This window comes from Streptomyces sp. NPDC051105, assembly GCF_040682795.1.
In the GTDB taxonomy this organism is placed as follows: Bacteria; Actinomycetota; Actinomycetes; order Streptomycetales; family Streptomycetaceae; genus Streptomyces.
Window position 1 is genome coordinate 159,420 of sequence record NZ_JBFBBR010000013.1, and the last position, 23,997, is coordinate 183,416.

Consider the following 23,997-nt stretch of genomic DNA (forward strand, 5'->3'; position numbering starts at 1 on the left):
TGTCCACAGGCAGCCCCTTGCGGTCGTACTAATGCGGCAGGTGTCACCCGGGGGCCGCCGCTGTGGGGAATGGCGGGCGGGCCGCGTACGTTCCTCTCCTGGATGACCTTCCCCGACCTGCCGAAGGAGCGCGAGCGAGATGCAGGGCACTGTGACGATGTACAGCACCACGTGGTGCGGCTACTGCCGCCGGCTGAAGAGCCAGATGGACCGCGAGGGCATCGCGTACACCGAGATCAACATCGAGCAGGACCCGGAATCGGCCGCGTTCGTGGAGAAGGCGAACGGCGGGAACCAGACAGTTCCCACGGTCCTCTTCGGCGACGGCTCGACGCTGACGAACCCCTCGCTGGCCCAGGTCAAGCAGAAGATCAGCGCGTAGTTTTCCTTCGCGTTCTTCGCGTGCTTCGCGTTCTTCGCGTCCTCCGCGTTTTTCGCACAAGGCGGTTCCTGATGTGGTTCAGGGGCCGCCTTCGCGCGTGTCGCCCGGCTTGTCCCACACCAGGGTGTAACGCCACAGCAGCCGGCGCCGGTAACGGCGTCCGGGGAGCAGGTGTGCGGTGGCCCTCCGGACCTCTTTCCAGGTCATGATCGGGTCCTCGACGGGCATACCGGACGGACCCTGCGTGCCGCCGTTCCTGCGCGCGGTCAGCCGCGCCGTGAGGACCCCGCACCCGCTGATCATCCAGTCGACGGGAGTGCGGTCGTAGGCCATGCCGACGATGACCAGCCGGCCGCCGGGAGCGAGCAGCCCCACCAACCGTTCGATCGCGTCGTCGAAGGGCGTGTGGTGGAGGACGGCGACCGCGCTGACGAAGTCGTAGCTCCCCTCGTCGAGGAGCGCGCCGTCGAGATAATCACCCTCCAGGAAGGTGACGTTTCCCCCGTCCCGTTTGTGCGCCAGCCGGATCATCTCCGGTGACCGGTCCACGCCGGTCACCGACTCCGCCCTGGCCGCGAGCCTGGCGGCCAGCAGGCCGTCACCGCAGCCGACATCCAGTGCGGAACGGCAGCCGGGCGGCACGGCGTCCAGCACCACCGGGTGGTAGTGGACGTTGTGGTTCCAGTAGGTGGCGTGGGTGTCGGTCATCAGCCGAGTCGCCGTCTCAGACGAAGCTCCTGGTAGGCAGCGGCTTCCCGTACCACATCTCGATCAGCCGGGCCGCGATGGAGATCCCGTACGGCGGCAGGACGTCGCCGGAGTCGAAGGCGGCGCCCAGTTCGTCGCGGGAGAACCAGCGGGCCTCGTGGATCTCGTCGCCGTCGACGTTGATCTCGGTCGAGGTCGCGCGGGCCATGAAGCCGAGCATGAGGCTGGACGGGAACGGCCAGGGCTGGCTGGCGACGTACTCGACGGGGCCGACGGTGACCCCGGCCTCCTCGAAGACCTCCCGGCGCACCGCCTGCTCGATGGACTCGCCGGGTTCCACGAAGCCGGCGAGCGTCGAGAAGCGGCCCTCGGGCCAGTGGACCTGGCGGCCGAGCAGAATGCGGTCGTCCTCGTCGGTGACGGCCATGATCACGGCCGGGTCGGTGCGCGGGTAGTGCTCGGCGCCGCAGGCCGGGCAGCGGCGGATGTGGCCGGCGGCGGCGATCACCGTGCGCTCGCCGCAGCGGGAGCAGAAACGGTGGGTGCGCTGCCAGTTCTCCAGGCCGACCGCGTGCACCATCAGGCCCACGTCACGCGGCGACAGCAGCAGCCCCGCCTCGCGCAAGCCGGCCGGGCGCGCGGACTGGTCGATACGGCCGGGCAGGGCGTCCTTCTGGAGCGCGAAGTAGCTGACGCCGTCCTCGTCGGTGCCCAGGAAGTAGCGGTGCGCTTCGGTGAGGGGGGCCTCGAAGGACGGGGTCATGACGAGTTCGGTACGGCCTTCGGGCGTCTCGTCGATGAGGACCTGGCCGCCGGAGACCACGAAGCAGCGGGTGTCGGGGTGGCTCCACGCCGCCGCGAGCCAGGCCTCGTCGAGCCGGTGGTGGGCGGCGCGGTCGATGCCGCTCGGGGCGGTGAGCGAGATGGGTCGGTCGGCGGTGTGGTCGGTCCAGGTGGTCACGGGTGCTTCCAACTCCCCCAGTGCAACGGATGTTTCAGCGGGCGGTTCAGCGGGACGAAGGGTGGGAGGAGACCGGGTCGGGCGGGGACAAGGCGGGTGGGGCGGCCCTTCCAGTGTGCCCCGCGCGCGATGTCGCTCCGGACGGCGCGGACGGGTCACGGGGCATGGCGCCAGTTCTCGGCCAGGTCAGCCCACAGGTAGGCGCTGGTCTCGACGCCCTTGAGGAGAAGGTCCAGCTCGACCTTCTCGTTCGGGGCGTGCCAGCCGTCGGAGGGGACGGAGATGCCCAGGAAGAGGACGGGTGCGCCGAGGACGTCCTGGAGATCCGCGGCGGGCCCTGAGCCACCCGAACGGGTGAACCGGACCGGTCCCTCGAAGGCGCGGCCCATGGCGCGGGCCAGCGACTGCAGGCCCGGGTGGTCGAGCGGGGTCAGGCACGGGCGGGTGGCCGGCAGGAAGGTGATCTCGGCGCGGATGCCGGCGGGGATGCGCTCGGTGGCCCAGGCGCGGACGGCCTTCTCGATGTGGTCGGGCTCCTGACCGGCGACCAGCCGGAACGACAGCTTGACCATGGCCGAGGACGGGATGATCGTCTTGCTGCCGGGGCCCTGATAGCCGCCGCCGATGCCGTTGACCTCGGCGGTGGGGCGGGCCCAGATGCGCTCCAGGGTGGTGTGCCCGGCCTCGCCCTCGGTGGCGTACGAGTGCGCTTCGCGCAGCCAGCCCTCCTCGTCGAAGGGCAGCTCGGCCCACAGCTCCCGCTCACGGTCGCTGAGCTCGACGACGCCGTCGTAGAAGCCGGGAATCGCCACGCGCGCGTGCTCGTCGTGCAGCGCGGCGACCAGGCGGGCCACGACGGTGGCCGGATTGGGGACGGCGCCGCCGAAGGCTCCGGAGTGGATGTCCTGGTCGGGGCCGTGCAGGACGATCCCGCACTCGACGAGGCCGCGCATGCCGGTGCAGACCGTGGGGGTGTCCTCGGACCACATGCCGGTGTCGGAGACGATCACGGTGTCCGCGGCGAGCCGGTCCGCGCGTTCCTCGACGAGGGCCCGGAAGTGCGGGGAGCCGGACTCCTCCTCGCCCTCGATCAGCAGCTTCAGGTTGACGGCGGGTGCGGTGCGGCCGGTGGCGGCGAGGTGGGCGCGGACGCCGAGTGTGTGGAAGAACACCTGGCCCTTGTCGTCGGCCGCCCCGCGCGCGTGGAGGCGGTTCTCCCGGACGACGGGCTCGAAGGGGTCGCTGTCCCAGCCGTCCGCACGGGCGGCGGGCTGTACGTCGTGGTGGCCGTAGACGAGGACCGTGGGTGCCTCGGGGTCGCCCGCGGGCCATTCGGCGAAGACGGCCGGGGCGCCCGGTGTCTCCCAGACCTCGGCGGTCGGGAAACCGGTCTCCTTGAGTGCGGCGGCGAGCCAGTCGGCGCTGCGGCGGACATCGGCGGCGTGTTCGGGCTGGGCCGACACGGAGGGGATGCGCAGCCACTCGGCGAGGTCGTCGAGGAAGGCGGCACGGTGCCGCTCGATGTACGTACGGACAGCGCTGTCCGGGGTCTGGCTCATGGTCACGAGCCTATCGGCCCACGCCGACATCCTCGGCGGGCGGTTCGTCACACTCGGCTTGCCCGACGGCTTGCCCGACGGCTTGCCCGACGATCAGCCTTTCCAGGGCGGCCCGGTCGGGCAGCCCCTCCGGTCGCTCGACCTCACCGGTGCGGACGTGCACGAACGCGGCCGTGACCGACTCGGGGGGCACGCCCTGCTGCTCGGCCCAGCCGATCCGGTAGATCGCGAGCTGGAGCGGATCGGCGGCCCGGGTACGGCTGGTCTTCCAGTCGACGATCTCGTACGTCGCCTCGTCACCGTGCCCGGTCCGGTAGACGGCGTCGATGCGGCCCCGTACGACCCGGCCGGCGAGGGCGAGCTGGAAGGGTGCCTCCACGCGGTAGGGCGTGCGGTGGGCGTACTCGGTGCGTTCGAAGGCCTCCTTGAGGGCTTCGAGGTCACGTTCGTCGGCGATCTCGGCGTCGCTTCCGGGCAGCTCGTCGGGCTCCAGCATGGGCAGGGTGAGCTCTTCGAAGCGCGCCTCGACCCAGGCGTGGAATCGGGTGCCCCGGCGTGCGGCCGGTTGTGGTGGGCGCGGCATGGGGCGCGCGAGTTCCTGCGCGAGCCCGTCCGGGTCCTCGGCGAGCCGCATCAGCTGGGTGGCGGAGAGCGCGGCCGGCAGGGGGACGTCCGTGATGCTCCGGCGGGCGCGCAGCAGCTCGCCGGTGAGGGCGTCGAGGTCGCGGTCCCAGGAGGCGATGGCGCGGGCCTCCTCCGGGGTGAGGGGGGTGGGTTCCGGGGGGCGTGTGCGCTCGGGCTCCGGCACGCGCGCGTGGCCGGGGTCCGGGAGGCGTGCCTGATCGGACTCCGGCATGCGTACCTGCTCGAGGTCCGGGGTGCGGGTGTGGTCCGGTCCCGGGGTGCGGGTGTGGTCCGGTCCCGGGGTGCGGGTGTGGTCCGGTCCCGGGGTGCGGGTGCGGTTCGGTCCCGGGGCGCCTTCGTGCTCCGGCGTGCGCGGGGGCGTGCGCTCGGCGCGCGTGGCCTGGTGCGGGACCGTGGGGCGGTCGGCGCTCCAGGATTCCCAGTCGGCGGAGTGCTCCTCGGGGACGTCGTCCGCGTAGGGGTCGGGCTCCTCGTCGTCGGGCGGCGGGGGCCACTCCGGGTCCTCGTGGGCGCCGGGGGCGTGGCCGGCCGCGAGGTGGCCGTCGTCCCCTGTGGTGAGCGCGTCCAGGTGGGCGAGGACGGTCTCGGCGGCCGCGCGGCGACGGGCGAGGGCGGCCTCGTCCAGGGGCAGCGGCCACACCTGGTCGACGCTGGACGTGTGCAGGGCGGGGTTCTCCTCGTCGTCCTCCGGTCGGTCTGCCCAGGCCTCGATCTCGCCGTGTCCGGTGGCGCAGTGGTCGTACAGGGCCTGCAGGAAGTCGGAAGGGCCGCGCGGTTTCTTCTGGCTGGGGCCCCACCAGTGGCCGGACCCGAGGAGCAGGGAGCGGGGCCGGGTGAACGTGACGTAGCCGAGGCGGAGCTCTTCGGTGTGCTGGTGGTCCTTCATGGCCTCGTGGAAGGCCTTCATGCCCCGCGAGTCCCAGGCCTCGACGTCGGGCAGCGTGTCGGTGTCGCCGCGCAGGGCGTGCGGGAGCACCTTGGCCTGGGCGGTCCACTTCTCACGCCCCTGGCTGCTCGGGAAGGTGCCCTTGACCAGGCCGGGGACGACGACGACATCCCACTCCAGGCCCTTGGACCTGTGCGCGGTCAGCACCTTGACGGTGTTCTCACCGCCGGGCAGGGCGTTGTCGAGGCCCTTCTCGTACTGGGCGGCGGTGCGCAGGAAGCCGAGGAAGGCGAGCAGGGTCGCCTCCTGGTCGCCGGCCGCGAAAGAGGCGGCGACGTCGAGGAAGTTGGAGAGCGTCTCGCGGCGGCGGGCGGCCAGCGCGTGCGGGGACGCGGACAGTTCCACTTCCAGGCCGGTGACCGCGAGGACGCGGTGCAGGACGTCCATCAGCGGGTCGGACAGGGAGCGGCGCAGCTCGCGCAGTTCGGTGGCGAGGCGGGCGAAGCGCACGCGCGCGTCCGGCGAGAACGGCAGGCCGTCGTCCTGCTGGTCGCCGTCGAACGGCAGCTCCAGGAAGGTGTCCAGGGCGTCCGCGAGGGATATCACCTCGGCGGGGTCGACCCCTTCGACGGCCTCGGCGAGCCTGCGGTCCGGGTCGTCGGCGTCGCCCACGCGCGCGTGGGACACCAGCAGCCGGGCACGGCGGCCCAGGAGGGCGAGGTCGCGGGGGCCGATGCGCCAGCGCGGGCTGGTCAGCAGCCGGACCAGGGAGGCGTTGGCGCCCGGGTCCTGGAGAACCTCGCAGACGGCGACGAGATCGGCCACCTCTGGCAGGTGCAGCAGCCCGGAGAGGCCCACCACCTCGACGGGGACGTCCCGCGCGACCAGGGCGCCCTGGATCTCCGCGAAGTCGGTCGCCGTACGGCACAGGACCGCGATCTCGCCGGGCGCCGTGCCGGTGCGGACGAGGTGGGCCACGGAGTCGGCGATCCAGTCCATCTCCTCGGCGTGGGTGCGCAGCAGGGCGCAGCGGACCGTGCCGTCGAGTTCCGCGCCCGGGGCCGGGCGCAGGGCCGCCACGCCCGCGTGCATGGCGCGCAGCGGTTCGGCGAGGCCGTTGGCGAGGTCGAGGAGGCGGCCGCCGCTGCGGCGGTTCTCGCTGAGCGCCTGGCGGGTGGCGGGGCTTCCGTCGGCGCGCGCGAAGTGCGCGGGGAAGTCGTCCAGGTTGGCGACGGAGGCACCGCGCCAGCCGTAGATGGCCTGGCAGGGGTCGCCGACGGCGGTCACGGGGTGGCCGGTGCCGCCGCCGAACAGGCCCGCGAGGAGAACCCGCTGGGCCACCGAGGTGTCCTGGTACTCGTCGAGGAGTACGACACGGAACTCGTCGCGCAGCAGCCGGCCCACCTCGGGGATGCCGGCCAGCGCGGCGGACAGCGCGATCTGGTCGCCGAAGTCGAGCAGGTCCCGCTCGCGCTTGGCGGTCCGGTAACGGACGACGAGTTCGGCCAGTTCGCGGCGGGCAGCGGCGGTCTCGGGGACCTTGCGCAGGTCGGCGTTGCCGAGCTTGACGGCCGCGAGGGTGTTCAGCAGTCCGGCGTCCCAGGCCCTCAGGTCCTCGGGGCGTACGAGGTGCTCGGCGAGCTCGGAGTCGAGGGTGAGCAGGTCGCCGACCAGGTCGGCGAAGGAGCGGGTGAGGGCCGGATAGGGGCCGGGGGCCTCGCGCAGCACACGCGCGGCGAGCTGGAAGCGGGTGGCGTCGGCGAGCAGCCGGGAGGCCGGCTCCAGGCCGATGCGCAGGCCGTGGTCGGTCAGCAGCCGGCCCGCGAAGGCGTGGTACGTCGAGATGACCGGCTCGCCGGGCGGGTTGTCCGGGTCGATGGCATCGGGGTCGGTGACGCCCGCCCTGACGAGCGCCTTGCGGACGCGCTCGGCGAGCTCGCCGGCCGCCTTGTTGGTGAAGGTGAGGCCGAGGACCTGTTCCGGGGCCACCTGCCCGGTGCCGACCAGCCAGACCACGCGGGCGGCCATGACCGTCGTCTTGCCCGACCCGGCTCCGGCCACGATCACCTGCGGGGCGGGCGGCGCGGTGATGCAGGCCGTCTGCTCCGGGGTGAACGGGATGCCGAGGAGCTCTTTGAGCTGCTCGGGGTCAGTGATGCGGGCGGGCATGCCGTCGAGGCTAACGGTGACCACTGACATCGGTGGGACGGGCGTCGTACGTCACTCGACCACGTGACGCCCTTCGGGCCGCGCGCTGCACGACGCCCGGAAGGCGCAGTGCGTGCAGTGCTGGCCGGTGGTCGGTGTGAACCGTTCGTCGAGAACCTTGCCGGCGGCGGTGGCCAGCAGGTCGCCGACCCACTCCCCCTCCAGCGGCTCCTGGGCCTGCACCTTGGGCAGGGTCTCGCCGCCGTCACGCTGGGCGGCGCCCTGCCGGAGGTGGACCAGTTCGGCTCCGCCGGCCTCCGGGCGTATGCCGTCGAAGGCGTCGTCCACGGCGCCCTCGCGGACCGCGAGCTGGTAGACGGCGAGCTGTGGATGCCGGGCCACCTCGGCCGCGCTGGGCGCCTGTTTGCCGGTCTTGAAGTCGACGACGTAGGCGCGGCCCTCGCCGTCCGTCTCCACACGGTCCATCTGGCCGCGGATGCGCACCTCGTAGTCGCCCGCTGCGAGGCTGACGTCGAAGTCCTGCTCGCTGGCGACGGGGGTGCGTGCGGTGCGGTCCAGGACATGCCATTTCAGGAAGCGTTCGAGCGCCACGCGCGCGTTGTCCTTCTCCTGGGCCGACTTCCAGGGGGCGTCGAAGGCGAGCGCGTTCCACACCGACTCCAGGCGCTCCATGAGGACCGCGAGGTCGGCCGGGGTGCGTCCGGAGGCGACCTCGTCGGCCAGGACGTGCACGACGTTGCCGAAGCCCTGGGCGGTGGTGGCGGGCGCGTCCGCCTTGACCTCTCGGCCCAGGAACCACTGCAGGCTGCAGGTGTTGGCGAGCTGGTCGAGGGCGCTGCCGGAGAGCACGACGGGCTGGTCGCGGTCGCGCAGCGGCACCTTGCTCTCGGTCGGCTCGAACATGCCCCACCAGCGGTAGGGGTGGGCGGAAGGCACCAGGGGGCGGCCGTCGTCGTCGGCGAGCGCGGCCAGCCGGGCCAGCCGCCGGGCGGCGGCCTCCCGCAGCGTGTCGGACGCGCGCGGGTCGACCGTGGTCGCGCGCAGCTCGGCGACCAGGGCGGCCACGGAGAGCGGGCGGCGGGGCCGTCCGGTGACGTCCTGAGGCTCGGCGCCCAGTTCGGTGAGGAACCGGGAGGGCTGGTCGCCGTCGTCCGCGGGAGCCTTCACCGCGGTGACGACGAGGCGCTCACGCGCACGCGTGGCGGCGACGTAGAACAGGCGGCGCTCCTCCGCGAGGAGTGCGCCCGGGGTGAGCGGTTCGGCCAGGCCGTCGCGGCCGATCCGGTCGGCCTCCAGCAGCGAGCCGCGGCGGCGCAGGTCGGGCCACAGGCCCTCCTGGACGCCGGCGACGACGACCAGGCGCCACTCCAGGCCCTTGGAGCGGTGCGCGGTCAGCAGGCGGACGGCGTCGGGGCGTACCGCGCGCCCGGAGAGGGTGTCGGCGGCGATGTCCTCGGCCTCGATCTCCGCCAGGAAGTTCAGCGCGCCCCGGCCGCCGCTGCGCTCCTCCGCGCGGGCGGCGGTGGCGAACAGGGCGCACACGGCGTCCAGGTCCCGGTCGGCGTTGCGGCCGGCCGCGCCGCCGCGCCGGGCGGCGCGTTCCAGGCGTGAGGGCCAGGGCGTGCCGTTCCACAGGTCCCACAGCGCCTCCTCGGCCGTACCGCCGCCCGCCAGGCGCTCCCGGGCCTTCCTGAGCAGCCCGCCGAGCCGCTGCGCACCGCGCGCGTACCCGGGGTCGTGGACGGCCAGGCGCTCGGGTTCGGCGAGGGCCCGCGCGAGCAGGTCGTCCGAGGGCGGCGGCAGGGCGTTGCCGGCCGCCCGCTCCTCGTCGCGCAGGGCGCGGCCGAGGCGGCGCAGGTCGGCTGCGTCCATGCCGGCGAGGGGCGAGGTCAGCAGGGTGAGCGCGGTCTCGGTACCGAGCCAGCAGGGGGCTGCGGCGGTGTCCTCGTCGGTGCCCGCACCCGGGTGTGCCGCTTCCGCCTCGGCCACCGCCCGGAGCGCCGTCAGCAGGGGTGCCACCGCCGGTTCGTGGCGCAGCGGAACGTCGTCGCCGTCGATGTCCAGGGGCACGCCGGCCGCGGTGAGGGCGCGGCGGACCGTCGGGATGGTGCTGGACCCGGCGCGCACCAGGACGGCCATGTCGCTCCAGCGCACGCCGTCCTCGAGGTGCGCGCGTCGCAGGATGTCGGCGATGTTCTCCAGCTCGGTGCCGGGCGTCGGGTAGGTGTAGACCTCGACGCTGCCGCCGTCCCGCGCGGCGGCCAGTTCGCGGTGGGCGCGCACCTTGTCGGTGGGCAGCCGGGTCAGCGGCATCCGCTGGGTCAGCAGGCGGGTCGCGGCCAGCAGGCCGGCGCCGGAGCGACGGGAGGTACGCAGCACCTCGACGGGGGCGGGACGGCCGTCCGCGCGCGCGAAGGCGGACGGGAAGTCCAGGATGCCGTTCACGTCGGCGCCCCGGAAGGTGTAGATCGACTGGTCCGGGTCGCCGAAGGCGACCAGCGTGCGGCCACCGCCGGCCAGGGCGTGCAGCAACCGCACCTGGGCCGGGTCGGTGTCCTGGTACTCGTCGACGTACACGGCGTCGTAGCGGCCGACCAGGTCCAGGGCGACCTCGGGGCGCTGGGTGAGCAGTACCGCGCGGTGCACGAGTTCGGCGTAGTCGAGGACGCCCTGCAGGTCGAGGACGTCGAGGTACTCGGCGAGGAAGGCGGCCGCGGCCCGCCAGTCGGGGCGGCCGATACGGCGGGCGAAGGCGTCCAGAGCGGCCGGGTCCAGCCCCAGTTCGCGGCTGCGGGCGAGCACCGCGCGGACCTCGTCGGCGAACCCCCGGGTGGTCAGGCAGGCACGCAGTTCGTCGGGCCAGCGCACCGGGTCGAGCCCGAGCCGCTCCAGCTCGGCCTGGCCGGCCAGCAGCTCGCGGACGGTGACGTCCTGCTCCGGGCCGGACAGCAGCCGCAGCGGGTCGACGAAGAGATCGCTGTCCTGGTGGGCGCGGATCAGGGCGTAGCAGTACGAGTGGAAGGTGGTCGCCCGGGGCGCGCGGGCCGCGCCGACGCGCAGGGCCATGCGGTCGCGCAGCTCGACGGCGGCCTTGCGGCTGAACGTCAGCACCAGGATCCGCTCGGGGTCTTCGCCGCGGGCGATCCGCGCGGCCACCGACTCCACGAGGGTGGTGGTCTTCCCGGTGCCGGGACCTGCGAGGACGAGCAGCGGTCCGGCCTCGTGGTCAACCACGGCGCGCTGCGCGGCGTCCAGACGAGGGGGATCCGCATCGGCCGGCGGGGTACGCACCAGCCGGTAAGCGCCACGGGTCCCCTGTCGCACCTGGAGGTGCGACAGGCGCCGGGTGGAGGAAGAGGAGCTCACGTGGTTCGCCGGTCCTGGTGGGTGTGCTGGTTGGCTCGCGGTCGCGCGGGCAGTGCGGTGGCCGTGGGGTGAGCGGGACACGCGCAGCCGACGCTACGCCGACGAACCGGATGGAAGCAGAGCTTCCGCTTCTTCCCATCCGTCTCGGGCGGCACTCGCGGCACGCGCACCCCACATCCCACGAACGTACGTCATGCCACGGACGTCCCCGGTGTCCCTCGAACGGGCCACAGGTTCCCCGCGGGGGCCTCGGATGGCGGAAGCTGTCAGGTGTGAGCCCTCGCGTCCGTGCCGCCGTCCCACCGCGCCCGCTTCATGTCGAGCCGCGGCAGATGACCCTCCGCGGCCCTGCTCGCCTCCTTCAGCGGAGTGCCCTCGGCGCGATAACGGTCCAGGGCGTTCAGCTCGTGCCCCGGCAGCAGCACCCCGTCGGCGCGCACCACACGCCACCACGGGACGGAACCCCCGTACAGGGACATCACCCGCCCCACCTGGCGCGGCCCTCCGTCCTCCAGCCACTCCGCGACGTCGCCGTACGTCATCACGTGCCCGGGCGGGATCCGCTCGGCGACCTCCAGGACCCGCTCGGCGTACTCGGGCAGCTCGTCCGCGTACCCCTCTCGGGTGTCCTCGGGAAGGCTCTGCTCGCTCATTCGCCCCATCCTGCCGCACCCCACCGACAACCCGCGCGGTGCCCGTCAGGTCTTCGCCTCGCCCTCGGGCGGCGCTTGGGGCAGACTGTGCGCCCCCGCATTTGCACCCTCATGCCCTCGTGTGTCGGTGGGGCATGCCACCATCGTGCGGGCGGTGACTGGTGATACGAGATCAAGAAGAGACGACCGAGCAGCAGGGCGGGCCCCCCGACGGAGCGGCGGGCACCTCTGACGCCGCCGCACGCCCGGACGCGGCGGCATCCGGCACCGCATCTGCGGAACCCGCGCGCGCGGACGTCGTGGAGCCGGACGCCGGACACCCGACCCACGCTGCCGACCCCGACGCCTCCGAGGCGGAACACGTGCCGGACGAGACCCACACGGACGAGGTGGAGGGCGACGAACCGCTGCTCCCCGCGCGCGTGCACCGCCCCTCCGACCTCATGCGCCTCCTCGTCGGCGTGCTCGCCATCGCCCTGCTGCTCGGCATCGCCGCGTTCGCGCACGGCACCACCTCCGGTCTCGAACAGGACATCAACAAGGGCACCGGACAGGCCCCCGACCTGCTGATCAAGATCGCGGGGCTGGCCTCCAGCATCGCGATCCTGCTGGTGCCGGTCGCGTTCGCGATCGAGCGGCTCATCAAGCGGGACGGGCTGCGCATCGCCGACGGCGTGCTCGCGGCCGTCCTCGCCCACGGAGTGACCCTCGCCACCGACCTGTGGGTCGCCCGGGCCGCCCCGGGCTCCATCCAGGAGGCGCTCACCCAGCCCTCCCCCGGTGACATCCACGCCCTCACCGATCCGGTGCACGGCTACCTCGCGCCCGTCATCGCCTATATGACGGCCGTCGGCATGTCCCGGCGCCCGAGATGGCGTGCGGTCCTGTGGATCGTGCTGATGCTCGACGCGTTCTCCATGCTCGTCACCGGCTACACGACACCGTTCTCGATCATCCTCACGGTGCTGATCGGCTGGACCGTCGCCTACGGCACGCTCTACGCGGTCGGCTCCCCCAACGTCCGCCCCACCGGCCGGACCCTGCTGGCGGGCCTGCGGCACGTCGGCTTCCACCCGGTCGGCGCGGCCCGCGAGGAGGCCCTGGACACCGAGAATGGCGACCGGGGCCGGCGTTACTTCGTCACCCTGGAGGACGGCCCGCCGCTGGACGTCACGGTCGTCGACCGGGAACAGCAGGCCCAGGGCTTCTTCTACCGCGCGTGGCGCAACCTGACCCTGCGCGGCTTCGCCACCCGCTCCAGCCTCCAGTCGCTGCGCCAGGCCCTGGAGCAGGAGGCGCTGCTGGCGTACGCGGCGATCGCGGCCGGTGCCAACGCGCCCAAGCTGATCGCCACCTCCGAGCTGGGCCCGGACGCCGTGATGCTCGTCTACGAGCACACCGGCGGCCGCACCCTCGACTCGCTGGGCGACGAGGAGATCACCGACGAACTGCTGCGCAACACCTGGCACCAGGTGCAGGCGTTGCAGTCGCGCCGGATCGCGCACCGCAGGCTCGCGGGTGACGCCATCCTGGTGGATCGTTCCGGCACGGTGATCCTCACGGACCTGCGCGGCGGCGAGATCGCGGCCGGCGAGCTGCTGCTGCGCATGGACGTCGCCCAGCTGGTCACCACGCTCGGTCTGCGGGTCGGCGCCGAGCGGGCGGTGGCCTCGGCGGTCGGCGTCCTCGGGCCCGACGCCGTCGCCGACTGCCTGCCGATGCTCCAGCCGATCGCGCTCACCCGCACCACGCGCGCGACGCTGCGAAGACTGGCCAGAGAGCGCGCCCAGCGCGAACGCGATGCGGTCCTGGAGGCGTCCCGGCAGGCCAAGCAGGCCCGCGCGGAGGAGGCCGAGAAGCCCGACAAGAAGACGGTGCGCGCCGAGCAGCGGGCCGAGAAGCGGGCCCTGGACGACGCGCTGGAAGAGGCCCGCGAGGAGGACCTGCTCACCCAGATCCGGCACCAGGTGCTGAAGATCAGGCCGCAGGCGCCCGTCGAGCCGGCCCGCCTGGAGCGGGTGCGGCCGCGCACCCTGATCAGCCTCATCGCCGGCGCGATCGGCGCGTACTACCTGCTGACCCAGCTCACCCACATCGAGTTCGGCCCCCTGGTCGCCAACGCCCAGTGGGGCTGGGTGATCGCCGCGGTGCTGTTCTCGGCGGTCAGCTATGTCGCCGCCGCGATGGCGCTGCTCGGCTTCGTGCCCGAGCGGGTGCCGTTCGTGCGGACCGTGGCGGCGCAGGTCGCCGGGTCGTTCGTGAAGATCGTGGCACCCGCGGCGGTCGGCGGTGTCGCCCTCAACACACGCTTCCTGCAGCGCGCCGGTGTGCGCCCCGGCCTCGCGGTGGCGAGCGTCGGCGCCTCGCAGCTGTTCGGGCTCGGCTGTCACATCCTGATGCTGCTCTCCTTCGGCTACCTGACCGGCACCGAGAAGACCCCGTCGCTGTCGCCGTCCCGTACCGTCATCGCGGGCCTGCTGACCGTAGCCGTACTGGTCCTCGTGGTGACCTCGGTGCCGTTCCTGCGGAAATTCGTCTCCACGCGCGTGCGGTCGCTTTTCGCGGGCGTCGTACCGCGCATGCTGGACGTGCTGCAGCGGCCGCAGAAGCTCGTCACCGGCATCGGCGGCATGCTGTTGCTCACCGCCTGCTTCGTGATGTGCCTGGACGCCTCCATCCGCGCGTTCGGCGACGAGTCGACCTCGCTCAGCATCGCCAGCGTCGCCGTCGTCTTCCTCGCCGGAAACGCGCTCGGCTCCGCGGCGCCGACCCCGGGCGGTGTCGGCGCGGTCGAGGCGACCCTGACCGTCGGCCTGATCGCCGTCGGCCTCCCCAAGGAGGTCGCGGCCCCCGCCGTCCTGCTGTACCGGCTGCTGACCCTGTGGCTGCCGGTCCTGCCCGGCTGGCTGGCCTTCAACCACCTGTCCCGCAAGGGTGCGCTCTAGACCGGGCGACGGAGCCGAGGGCGCGAGGCGCTCCGGCTCGTACGGGACGCGCTACGGCCGTACCGGGGGCGTACCTCGTACGGCTCGCGCCCCGCGCGCGTGGCCGCGCGCGACCCCAGGATGGGAGCATGCCGAACCCCTTCCGGATCCGTGTCGCCGCCCTGACCGCCGCCCTGGCGCTGTCCTGCCTGCCGACCGGGTGCAGCGGCGGCGCCGCCAAGGACGGGGATCTGGCGGCACAGAAGCTGGACTGGAAGGCCTGCCCGGCCCCCGACGAGGCCGAGGGCGGTGGCGACACCCCCTCGCCGCTGCCCGGTGACGGCGCCTGGCAGTGCGCCACCATGAAGGCGCCGCTGGACTGGTCGAAGCCGAAGGAGGCCACCATCGGCCTGGCGCTGATCCGGGCCAAGGCCAGCGGCGACGCGAGCAAACGGATCGGCTCCCTGATCTTCAACTTCGGCGGCCCCGGCGGCAGTGGCATCACCACGCTCCCCGCGTTCGCCGAGGACTACGCGGCCCTGCGCACCCGCTACGACCTCGTCAGCTTCGACCCGCGCGGAGTCGGCCGCAGCGACCCCGTCGAGTGCGAGAACGACGAACAGCTCGACAACTACTTCCAGCAGGACGCGACGCCCGAGACCAGCGCCGAGCGCACCCAGCTGATCAACCGCACCAAGCAGTTCAACGCCGCCTGCGAGAAGAACTCCAAGTCGATCCTGCCGCATGTGCGCACCACCGACGCGGCCCGCGACATGGACCTCATGCGCCAGGTCCTCGGCGACCGGCAGCTGCACTACTTCGGCATCTCCTACGGCACCGAACTCGGCGGCGTCTACGCCCACTTGTTCCCGAAGAACGTGGGCCGGGCCGTCCTCGACGGCGTCATCGACCCCACCCAGAACCCCGAGCAGAGCTCGCTGGGGCAGGCCAAGGGCTTCCAGCTCGCGCTCGACAACTTCGCCGAGGACTGTACGTCCAAGAAGACCGAGTGCCCGATCGGCGCCACCCCGCAGGACGTGAAGGACCGTATCGCCAAGCTCCTCACGGACCTCGACACGAAGCCGATCCCCGGCATCCTTCCCCGCCAGCTGACCCAGACCGCCGCCACCAACGGCATCGCCCAGTCCCTGTACTCCAAGGACTTCTGGGAGTACCTCACCGAGGGGCTCGAAGAGGCGTACGACGGCGACGGGAAGATCCTGATGCTGCTGTCCGACTCGATGAACGGCCGCAGCCAGAACGGCGAGTACAGCAACATCATGGCGGCGAACATCGCCATCAACTGCGCCGACGAGAAGCCTCGGTACAGCGCCGACTACGTCCAGCAGAAGCTGCCCGAATTCCGGGCCGCCTCCCCGCTGTTCGGCGACTACCTCGCGTGGGGCATGGTCAGTTGCACGAGCTGGGCGGTGCCGGGCGCCGCCGACCATCCCGACGTCAGCGCGCCCGGGTCGGCGCCGATCCTGGTCGTGGGGAACACGGGCGATCCGGCCACGCCGTACGAGGGCGCGAAGAAGATGGTGGAGTCACTGGGGAAGGGCGTCGGGGTGGAGCTGACGTACCAGGGGCAGGGGCACGGGGCCTACGACAGCAAGAACAGGTGCGTGCAGTCGACTGTGAACGGCTACTTGCTGGACGGGAAGGTACCGAAGGCCGGCACGGTCTGTTCGTGAGTGCGGGGGAGCTAAGAAACTGCAGGTCAAAAGGTTATCCACAGGCTGGAACGGCCTTCGCTCGATCCGCCTACTATGACCTGACCGCTTTCCGCGACGAACCTGCGGAGAGCCTGTGAGGGGGGTGTGCGCACATGTTGCGTTTTGTACGGTGGGCGGCCGCTGTTGCCGCTGGGTTGCTCGTGGCCGGGTGCGGCGGTGGGTCGTCCGGCGGGGGCGGGGACGAAGGGAAGACACGGTCCGACCAGCCGTCGCCCTCTTCCGCCGCCTCTGCCGCTCTGCCCTCCTCCCTCACCTCCCAGAAGCTCGACTGGGGCCGCTGCAAAGCCACCTCGGACTCCGCCGCGCCTGGTGACGAGTGGCGGTGCGCGACGCTCAAGGTGCCGCTGGACTGGGCGAAGCCGGGCGGGAAGACCATAGGGCTGGCGCTGATCCGGGCGCAGGCGAGCGGGGGTTCGGGCAAGCGGATCGGCTCGTTGTTGTTCAACTTCGGCGGCCCGGGCGGCTCGGGCGTCTCGATGATGCCGTACTACGCCACCACCGTCTCCACCCTGCGCGAGCGGTACGACCTGGTGAGCTGGGATCCGCGCGGGGTGGGCGCCAGCGAGGGGATCCGCTGTCGCAGCGACAAGGACATGCGGTCCGCCGAGTCGGTCGACGCCACCCCGGACACGGCGGCGGAGGAGACGGCGTACTTCCAGGACGCCGCCGCCTTCGGCAAGGGCTGCGCGACGGCGGCCGGCGAGCTGATCGCGCATGTCTCGACGACCGACACGGCCCGGGACATGGACCTGATGCGCCAGGTGCTCGGTGATACGAAGATGCACTACTTCGGCATCTCGTACGGCACCGAACTCGGCGGCGTCTACGCCCACTTGTTCCCGAAGAAGGTGGGGCGGCTGATCCTGGACGCGGTGGTCGACCCGGCCGCGGACTCGGTCGGCCACGCGAAGAACCAGGCCCAGGGCTTCCAGCGGGCCCTGGACGACTACCTCAAGTCCACCGGGCAGGACCCTCAGCAGGGTTCGCAGAAGATCGTGGACCTGCTGAAGAAGCTCGACACCGAGCCGCTCACGACCTCCTCCGGGCGGAAGTTGACCCAGACCCTCGCGGTCACCGGCATCGTCCTGCCGCTGTACAGCCAGGACAGCTGGCCGACGCTGACCAGCGCGCTCCGGGCGGCCGAGGACGGCGACGGCTCGGAGCTGCTGTCGCTCGCGGACCAGTACAACGAACGTGACACGTCGGGGCACTACGGCACGACCGCCCACTCCCAGCGGGTCATATCGTGCCTGGACGACAAGCAGCGGCCCACGCTCGCCCAGACGAAGAGGCTGCTGCCCGAGTTCGAGAAGATCTCGCCCGTCTTCGGCGACTTCCTGGGCTGGGACACGGCCGGCTGGTGCCACGACTGGCCGGTGGCCGGGGAGTACGACACCCCGGAGGTCGGCGCCCCGGGCGCGGCCCCGATCCTGCTGGTCGGCAACACGGGCGACCCGGCGACCCCGTACGAGGGCGCCCGGAGAATGGCCGACGAGCTGGGCAAAGGTGTCGGCGTGGAGCTGACCTGGAAGGGCGAGGGCCACGGCGCGTACGGCCGCGGGAGCGACTGCGTGGACTCGGCGGTGAACGGCTATCTGCTGGACGGCACGGTTCCGAAGGACGGCAAGGTCTGCTCATGACGAAGGCGGGGGCTCCGGGCGCCTGCCGCGCCCGAAGCCCCCGCCCGCCGCGGAGACCGTGTTCAGTAGACCGGCTTCTCCGGCTCGATCTGGTTGACCCAGCCGATCACGCCGCCGCCGACGTGAACGGCGTCCGCGAAGCCCGCGGACTTCAGGACCGCGAGGACTTCCGCGCTGCGGACACCCGTCTTGCAGTGCAGGACGATCTTCTTGTCCTGGGGCAGGCCCTCCAGGGCGGTGCCGAGCAGGAACTCGTTCTTCGGGATCAGCTTGGCGCCCGGGATGGAGACGATCTCGTACTCGTTCGGCTCGCGGACGTCGATGATCTCGATGTTCTCGCCGTCGTCGATCCACTCCTTGAGCTGCTTGGGAGTGATCGTCGAGCCGGCCGCCGCCTGCTGGGCCTCCTCGGAGACGACGCCGCAGAAGGCCTCGTAGTCGATGAGCTCGGTGACGGTCGGGTTCTCGCCGCAGACCGCGCAGTTCGGGTCCTTGCGGACCTTGACCTGGCGGTACTGCATCTCCAGGGCGTCGTAGATCATCAGGCGGCCGACGAGGGGCTCGCCGGTGCCGGTGAGGACCTTGATGGCCTCGGTGACCTGGATGGAGCCGATGGACGCGCACAGCACGCCCAGCACGCCGCCCTCGGCGCAGGAGGGGACCATGCCCGGCGGCGGGGGCTCCGGGTAGAGGCAGCGGTAGCAGGGGCCGTACTCGGACCAGAAGACCGAGGCCTGCCCGTCGAAGCGGTAGATGGAGCCCCACACGTACGGCTTGTTCAGCAGCACGCAGGCGTCGTTGACCAGGTAGCGGGTGGCGAAGTTGTCCGTGCCGTCGACGATCAGGTCGTACTGGCTGAAGATGTCCATCACGTTCTCGGCCTCGAGCCGCTCTTCGTGAAGGACCACGTTCACGTAGGGGTTGATGCCGAGGACGGAGTCACGGGCGGACTCGGCCTTGGAGCGGCCGATGTCGGCCTGGCTGTGGATGATCTGGCGCTGCAGGTTCGACTCGTCGACCTCGTCGAACTCCACGATGCCGAGGGTGCCGACACCAGCCGCGGCGAGGTACATCAGCGCCGGCGAACCCAGGCCGCCGGCGCCCACACAGAGCACCTTGGCGTTCTTCAGCCGCTTCTGCCCGTCCATCCCGACGTCCGGGATGATCAGGTGGCGGGAGTACCTGCGGACCTCGTCTACGGTGAGCTCAGAGGCTGGCTCGACCAGGGGTGGCAGCGACACGGGGACTCCGTTGATCGGTCAATCACTACAGTTGTTCTCTCTGTAACACTGCCATGGCCACCTTCATTCCGAGACACCCGTCCCGACCCGCGAGACGATGTCGTCCCAGTAGCCGGGCATGTTCTCCCAGGGGTCCACTCGACCGCAGTGATCGGTGCGGTCGGTGAAGTAGATGGTGGCGGCGCCCTGCCAGCGGGCGATGCGCAGTGCCTCGTCGAGGTGGCCGCGGGGCACGCCATGCACGAAGTGGCAGAACCGCTCCGGTGGATAGTCCGCGGTCCACTCCGCGACATGGGACCAGCGGTAGTCGCTCCAAGGGCCGGCGAAGGTCACCAGTTGGTCGGCGTTCTCGGCGTAGCCCGGGTGGGGGTGGGTGCCGTGGCCGAGGACGATGTGCGGGGCTTCACCGATGGTGCGGAGCGTGGCGACCGCGCGGCGGATCCCGGGCAGCGCGGTGCGCTCGCCTGGGCAGCGGTCCAGCAGGAAGCCGTCGACGCGGTACCAGTCGTGATAGCGGTGGGCGTCGGAGACCAGGTCGCCGTGCGGGCGGGCGCCGTAGGTGGTGTCCAGATGGCCGAGGACGCGGACGCCCGCGTTGCGGAGCCGGCCTGCCGCCTCCAGGCAGTGCGGGTCGGGGCGGCTGCCGGGGCCGTTCGCCACGTTGAGGACGACCCAGTGCAGAGGCGTGCCCGGGCGGGTGAGTTCGGCCCACTGCGCCGGGGCGAGAAGGGGGTGGGCGTAGCCCGGGATGCCGAAGGCGGTGCGGACGCCGGTGGTCGCGGCGCCCGCCCTGGTACTGGTCAGATGCGGCATGCCGCCTCCATCCAGATGTCCGCGAGGGATTCTTCGAGGTTGATACGGGGCCGCCAGCCGAGCCGGTCGCGGGCGCAGCGCACGTCGGCCTGCTGCCAGCTACCGCAGCCGTCCGGATACGGATACGCGACCGGGGCCGCGTGGTCGGGGTCCAGGCGGGGGTGGCCGATGGAGCTGCGCAACGGACCGGGCGGCCCGTCGAGTTCGTGCAGGGAGCCGCCGTATCCGGCGACCCGGGCGAGCACGGCGGCGGCGTCGCGCAGCCGGACGGCACGGCCGGAGCCGATGTTGATGACGCCCTGGGCGGCGGAGAGCGAGGCCGCGTGGACCGCCCGGGCGACGTCGCGTACGTCGACGAAGTCGCGCTGGACGCCGAGGCCGCCGAGTTTGAGTTCGCCGTCGCCGGACTGCATGGCGCGGCGCATGGCTTCGGCGAGGCGGCCGAGGGGGGAGCCGGCCGGGGTGCCGGGCCCGGCGGGCGAGAAGACGCGCAGGACGACCGCGTCCAGGCCGGAGCCGAGGACCAGTTCGGTGGCGGCGAGCTTGCTGACACCGTACGGGCCACCGGGGCGCGGTACGGCGTCCTCGGCCGTGGAGGAGCCGGGCTGGCTCGGGCCGTACTCGGCGCTGCAGCCGATCTGCACCAGACGGGCACCGCAGCCGCTGCGGCGCAGGGCCTCGCAGACGGTGGCGACGGCGACGGTGTTGTGCCGGGTGAGTTCCCTGGCGCCGCCGCGGGTGGCGCCGGCGCAGTTCACGATGACGCCCGGGTGGACCGCGTCGAGGAATCGGGTGAGCGCACCGGGGCTGCCGGTGGCGAGGTCGAAGCGGACGTCGGCGTCGTCACCGCGGCCGAGCGCGGTGAGCTGGACGGCCGGGTCGGCGAGCAGCCGGTCGGCGACGAAGCGGCCGAGGTATCCGTTGGCTCCGATCAGCAGAACCCTCATCGCGTGGCTCCCGGGGTGTGCGCTCCGGCGACTCCGGTGGTTCCGGACGCTCCGGGTCCGGGTCGGGAGGTGGTCATCTGGTGGTCTCCTTCACGGGGTGGTGCGGTTGCCTCCGGCGGGATGCCGGGCGCCTGCCGCCGCGACGGCACGGTGAGGCAGGCGAAGAGAACGGCGGCTCTGCTCACTCCGGGTCCCCCGTCGGTGCGTGGGCCGAGGCCCGGGTGAGGGTGCGGGTCGCCTGGAACAGCAGCGCCAGGGCTGCGGCGCCGCAGACCAGCGCCGGGACGCTGCCCGCGCCCCACGCGCCGGCCACGGCGTCGACGGGGGCCGCGAGGAAGGCGCAGCCGGGCAGCCGGCCGGCCAGGACCAGGCCCACGGCCGCCGCTTCGGTGGCGGCGGCGAGGGCGAGAGCGGGGCCCTGCGGCACGTTGTGGACGGTGAGGAGGCGGGCGAGCAGGAGTACGGCGCCGAGGGCGAGGGCTTCCGGGTAGCCGGCGGGTTCGCCCAGGGCAGCGCCGCACAGGGCGAGCAGGGCGGTGAGGGCGCCCAGGTAGAGGGCGAACGTGCCGAGCAGCAGCGGTTGTACGGCCCCGGTGAACTCCTCCAGGCCCCGGCTGCCCGTGAGCCTGCGACGGGCGCCCGCCGTGAGGAGATGGGCACTCCAGGCGGCTGGGGCACAGGCCAGCGTGAGAGCGAGGACGGGCGCGGTGGTCACCGGCCAGGGGCCGTGCGCGGCGCCGGTCGGGAGGCCGTCGGGGCCGCCGTCCAGGACGGCGCGCAGGAGGCCGTTGCCGAGGAGGGCGTAGGCGAGGAGCCAGCAGGTCCACGCGCGCGTGCCGGCCTGGGTGTGCCGGGCGAGGGTGCGGGCGGGCACGGCCAGGGGGCCGCGGCGCAGGGCAAGGCCCGCGGCCAGGGCGAGCGTGAGCACGCCGGCGATCGCCGTCAGGAGGCGCGGGCGCCCCTCGGTGAGCCGTACGACGGTCACGACCGCCACGCCGACCGCGCCCGGCAGGAGCGTGAACAGCGCCCAGTCGGCGCGCACGCGGGGTGCCGGCGCCGGTTCGGGGCACGGGCGCCGGTCGACGTCGCGGGGCACGCGCGCGTAGAGCTCCTCGGCGAGTGAGAAGACGTCACGGTGCCGGAAGCGGGCGGCGGTGCGGTCGGTGACACCGTGCGCCTCAAGGCCTGCCGCGATCTCCAGTGGGTCGACGGCCTGCTCGCAGAGCGCGCGGTGGCGGTGCATCAGCGCTTTCACGGGGTCGGCGGCGCCTCGGCGTGGGGCGGTTCCGTGCAGGCCCGGAGTGCCCCGGGCAGTCCGTGTGGAGGCCCCCCCGGACACCGCTACCGACCCTGGCGCCCCGCTCCCTGACAGGGTGTCTGCCGAGTCGCCCTCCGCCACGCCCAGGAGCCATTCCTCCGACCGCGCGTCCCAGGCGTCGGCCCCGCCGGGGCGCCCGGGCTGGTCGAACTCCCCCAGCCCGCCGTTCACGGCGCCGTCCTCGTCCCCGTTCACAGCGCGCCCTCCGTGGCCGCGAGCGGCGTGGCCCGTACCGGGGTCGGCCCCAGAGAGGCGCCCAGGGCCCAGCCGGGCCCGCCCCGGCTCACGACGCGGGCCGTGGGGCCGGTCCAGCGGCCGGGGACATGAGCCTCGGCCGGAGCGGCGAACGGCAGCGGCTCCCCGGCCTCGTCGAGGACGACCCGGCGCACCGGGCAGTGCGAGACGATCTCCAGGTAAATGCCGTGAAATGCCGCGACGTTCTGCTCGACGGTGAACAGTTCGAGCGCCCGGGCGCGCGCGGCGGCTCCGAGGCGCTCACGGCGCTCGGGGTCGCGCAGCAGCGCCACGCACGCCTCCGCGAGCGCCCGCGGATTGCGCGGGGGCACGACGAGACCGGTGCCGCCGATGACCTCCACCACGGCGCCGACGTCGGTGGAGACGGTCGGGCGGGCGCAGAGCATCGCCTCGACCAGGCCGACCGGGAAGCCCTCGACCACGCTGGAGAGGACGACGACCGATCCGGACGCGTAGGCGTCGGCGAGGGTCGGTGCCTCCGGGCCGCCGATCTCCTCGAAGGCGACCGGGTTGTCGCCGACGGCGTGCACCCCTTCGGCCTCGTCCGGGAAGAGCTGGGCGGCGAGCGCCTTGCAGTGGCCCAGGTAGGCCCGGCCCTCCGGTCCTGCCGGGGCGCCCACGACCCGCAGCCGCGCCTTGGGCTCCTCCTTGCGGACCTCCGCGAAGGCGTGCAGCAGCGACACCAGGTCCTTGGACGGCTCTGTCCGGCCGACCCACACCAGCGTGTCCGGGTCGGCCCGGTCCGGGGCCTCGCCGACCTCGGCGAAGCGGGCGGCCTCCATGCCCGGGTGGACGGTGCGAATGCGGGAGCGGTCGGCGCCGCAGCGCTCCTGCCAGCGGCGGGCGTGCGCGTTGCCGGGGGTGATGATCGCGGCGCGGCCGTAGACCTCGGCGGCGAGCCGGCCGTGGAAGGCGGCGAGCAGGGCGCGCATGGCCGGGGTGGCCGCGTCGGGGCCGGAAGCGAGGTAGTGCGAGCGCAGTTGCACGCCGTACTCGGTGACCAGCAGCGGCACGTCGGAGAAGTGGCGGGCGAGCAGGCCCGGCAGGGCGGCCGGGCCACCCGCGGTGGCGTGGCAGAGGTCGGTGGCGCCGAGGCCGTCGTCGCCGTACCAGTCGAGGGAGAGGGGGCGCAGGGCGCGTTCGAGGTGTGCGGCGACGGCGAGTAGATCCGGCACGCGCGCCTCGCGCGCCGTACCGAGTGCGCCGGGTGCGCGGCAGGCCCGCTCCAGCGTGCGCACGGCGCTGTCGGAGCGCAGTGCGCCGACCAGTCCGCCTTCGTCACGGGCGAGTTCGGCGAGTCCGTAGAGCGCGCTGCTGAAACGGTCCGCCAGCTGACCGGCTCCCGCCCCGGAGCCGTCCGCACCGTTTTCGCCGTCCGCACCGTTTTCGCCGTCCGGGCCCGGACCAGCCGGGCCGCCGATGCCCGGAGCGGCGCACAGCACCGCCGCCAGTTCCCCGTAGCTCTCGACGAAGCGCCGGCGCGCACGCCGGCCGTACGTGACCCCGTCCTCCTCGGCGGTCCACAGGGGAGCCGTCCGCACCCGGCTGACGTGCGGCGGCAGCGGCAGCCAGCCCTCGTCCTCCTGGCGCCTGCTGCGGCTGAGCGCATAGAGGTCGAACTCGTGCTGCCCGAGCCCGCGCACGAGCCGGTCGCACCAGAGTCTGGCGTCACCGCTCACATACGGATAGCCACCCTCCGTAAGCAGTCCGATGCGCACGTGTACACCCCCGATCGATCTCCCGTATGGGGAGCCACCGTTGCCTCGGTGGCTCGCAGCGGGACGAACGTATGCG

General features: G+C 72.9%; 15 protein-coding genes. 4 read left to right on the forward strand and 11 right to left on the reverse strand.

Annotation, left to right across the window (positions count from 1 at the left end; all coding sequences use genetic code 11):
* Nucleotides 1–139: 139 nt before the first annotated feature.
* Nucleotides 140–382: a mycoredoxin gene (locus AB0N16_RS29390; protein WP_351704819.1), complete on the forward strand. Its 243-nt coding sequence runs from the start codon at nucleotides 140–142 to the stop codon at nucleotides 380–382.
* 78 nt (nucleotides 383–460) lie between these two features.
* Here AB0N16_RS29390 and AB0N16_RS29395 read toward each other — a convergent pair whose 3' ends face one another.
* The 6 genes from AB0N16_RS29395 to AB0N16_RS29420 all read right to left on the reverse strand — a co-directional run bounded on the left by AB0N16_RS29395 (nucleotide 461) and on the right by AB0N16_RS29420 (nucleotide 11,329).
* Complete coding sequence (locus AB0N16_RS29395) at nucleotides 461–1,090, reverse strand: class I SAM-dependent methyltransferase (RefSeq protein ID WP_365801819.1); 630 nt, start codon at nucleotides 1,088–1,090, stop codon at nucleotides 461–463.
* Between the two features lie 16 nt (nucleotides 1,091–1,106).
* Nucleotides 1,107–2,051, reverse strand: a complete 945-nt coding sequence (gene nudC / locus AB0N16_RS29400; protein WP_365801821.1) for an NAD(+) diphosphatase — start codon at nucleotides 2,049–2,051, stop codon at nucleotides 1,107–1,109.
* 155 nt (nucleotides 2,052–2,206) lie between these two features.
* The gene (locus AB0N16_RS29405) at nucleotides 2,207–3,610 is read right to left on the reverse strand and encodes a dipeptidase (protein ID WP_365801823.1); all 1,404 of its coding nucleotides are present in this window, start codon (nucleotides 3,608–3,610) and stop codon (nucleotides 2,207–2,209) included.
* A gap of 10 nt (nucleotides 3,611–3,620) precedes the next feature.
* Nucleotides 3,621–7,310, reverse strand: a complete 3,690-nt coding sequence (locus AB0N16_RS29410) for a UvrD-helicase domain-containing protein (protein WP_365801825.1) — start codon at nucleotides 7,308–7,310, stop codon at nucleotides 3,621–3,623.
* A 51-nt stretch (nucleotides 7,311–7,361) separates the two neighbouring features.
* Nucleotides 7,362–10,676, reverse strand: a complete 3,315-nt coding sequence (locus tag AB0N16_RS29415) for an ATP-dependent DNA helicase (protein ID WP_365801827.1) — start codon at nucleotides 10,674–10,676, stop codon at nucleotides 7,362–7,364.
* 266 nt (nucleotides 10,677–10,942) lie between these two features.
* On the reverse strand, nucleotides 10,943–11,329 hold the full coding sequence (locus AB0N16_RS29420) for an MGMT family protein (protein ID WP_365801829.1): 387 nt from the start codon (nucleotides 11,327–11,329) through the stop codon (nucleotides 10,943–10,945).
* Nucleotides 11,330–11,490: 161 nt separating this feature from the next.
* Here AB0N16_RS29420 and AB0N16_RS29425 point away from each other — a divergent pair, with 161 nt between their 5' ends.
* The 3 genes from AB0N16_RS29425 to AB0N16_RS29435 all read left to right on the forward strand — a co-directional run bounded on the left by AB0N16_RS29425 (nucleotide 11,491) and on the right by AB0N16_RS29435 (nucleotide 17,629).
* Nucleotides 11,491–14,274, forward strand: a complete 2,784-nt coding sequence (locus AB0N16_RS29425) for a lysylphosphatidylglycerol synthase domain-containing protein (protein WP_365801831.1) — start codon at nucleotides 11,491–11,493, stop codon at nucleotides 14,272–14,274.
* 128 nt (nucleotides 14,275–14,402) lie between these two features.
* The gene (locus AB0N16_RS29430; protein ID WP_365801833.1) at nucleotides 14,403–15,947 is read left to right on the forward strand and encodes an alpha/beta hydrolase; all 1,545 of its coding nucleotides are present in this window, start codon (nucleotides 14,403–14,405) and stop codon (nucleotides 15,945–15,947) included.
* A 134-nt stretch (nucleotides 15,948–16,081) separates the two neighbouring features.
* Nucleotides 16,082–17,629: an alpha/beta hydrolase gene (locus AB0N16_RS29435; RefSeq protein ID WP_365801835.1), complete on the forward strand. Its 1,548-nt coding sequence runs from the start codon at nucleotides 16,082–16,084 to the stop codon at nucleotides 17,627–17,629.
* A gap of 62 nt (nucleotides 17,630–17,691) precedes the next feature.
* On the opposite strand, the gene moeZ is transcribed toward AB0N16_RS29435, so the two are convergent.
* From moeZ to AB0N16_RS29460, 5 genes are all read right to left on the reverse strand, one after another.
* The gene (gene moeZ, locus AB0N16_RS29440; protein WP_351704789.1) at nucleotides 17,692–18,870 is read right to left on the reverse strand and encodes an adenylyltransferase/sulfurtransferase MoeZ; all 1,179 of its coding nucleotides are present in this window, start codon (nucleotides 18,868–18,870) and stop codon (nucleotides 17,692–17,694) included.
* Nucleotides 18,871–18,933: 63 nt separating this feature from the next.
* Nucleotides 18,934–19,683 carry a spherulation-specific family 4 protein gene (locus AB0N16_RS29445; RefSeq protein WP_365801837.1) on the reverse strand — a complete coding sequence of 250 codons (750 nt, stop codon included), beginning with the start codon at nucleotides 19,681–19,683 and terminating at the stop codon, nucleotides 18,934–18,936.
* Nucleotides 19,671–20,630, reverse strand: coding sequence for an NAD-dependent epimerase/dehydratase family protein (locus AB0N16_RS29450; protein WP_365801839.1), 960 nt, complete (start codon nucleotides 20,628–20,630; stop codon nucleotides 19,671–19,673). Before AB0N16_RS29450 ends, AB0N16_RS29445 begins: the two co-directional genes overlap by 13 nt.
* A gap of 181 nt (nucleotides 20,631–20,811) precedes the next feature.
* Entirely contained in the window at nucleotides 20,812–22,143 is a 1,332-nt protein-coding gene (locus AB0N16_RS29455; protein ID WP_365801841.1) for a hypothetical protein, read from the reverse strand.
* The gene (locus tag AB0N16_RS29460) at nucleotides 22,140–23,921 is read right to left on the reverse strand and encodes a DUF3492 domain-containing protein (RefSeq protein ID WP_365801843.1); all 1,782 of its coding nucleotides are present in this window, start codon (nucleotides 23,919–23,921) and stop codon (nucleotides 22,140–22,142) included. Before AB0N16_RS29460 ends, AB0N16_RS29455 begins: the two co-directional genes overlap by 4 nt.
* Nucleotides 23,922–23,997 lie beyond the last annotated feature (76 nt).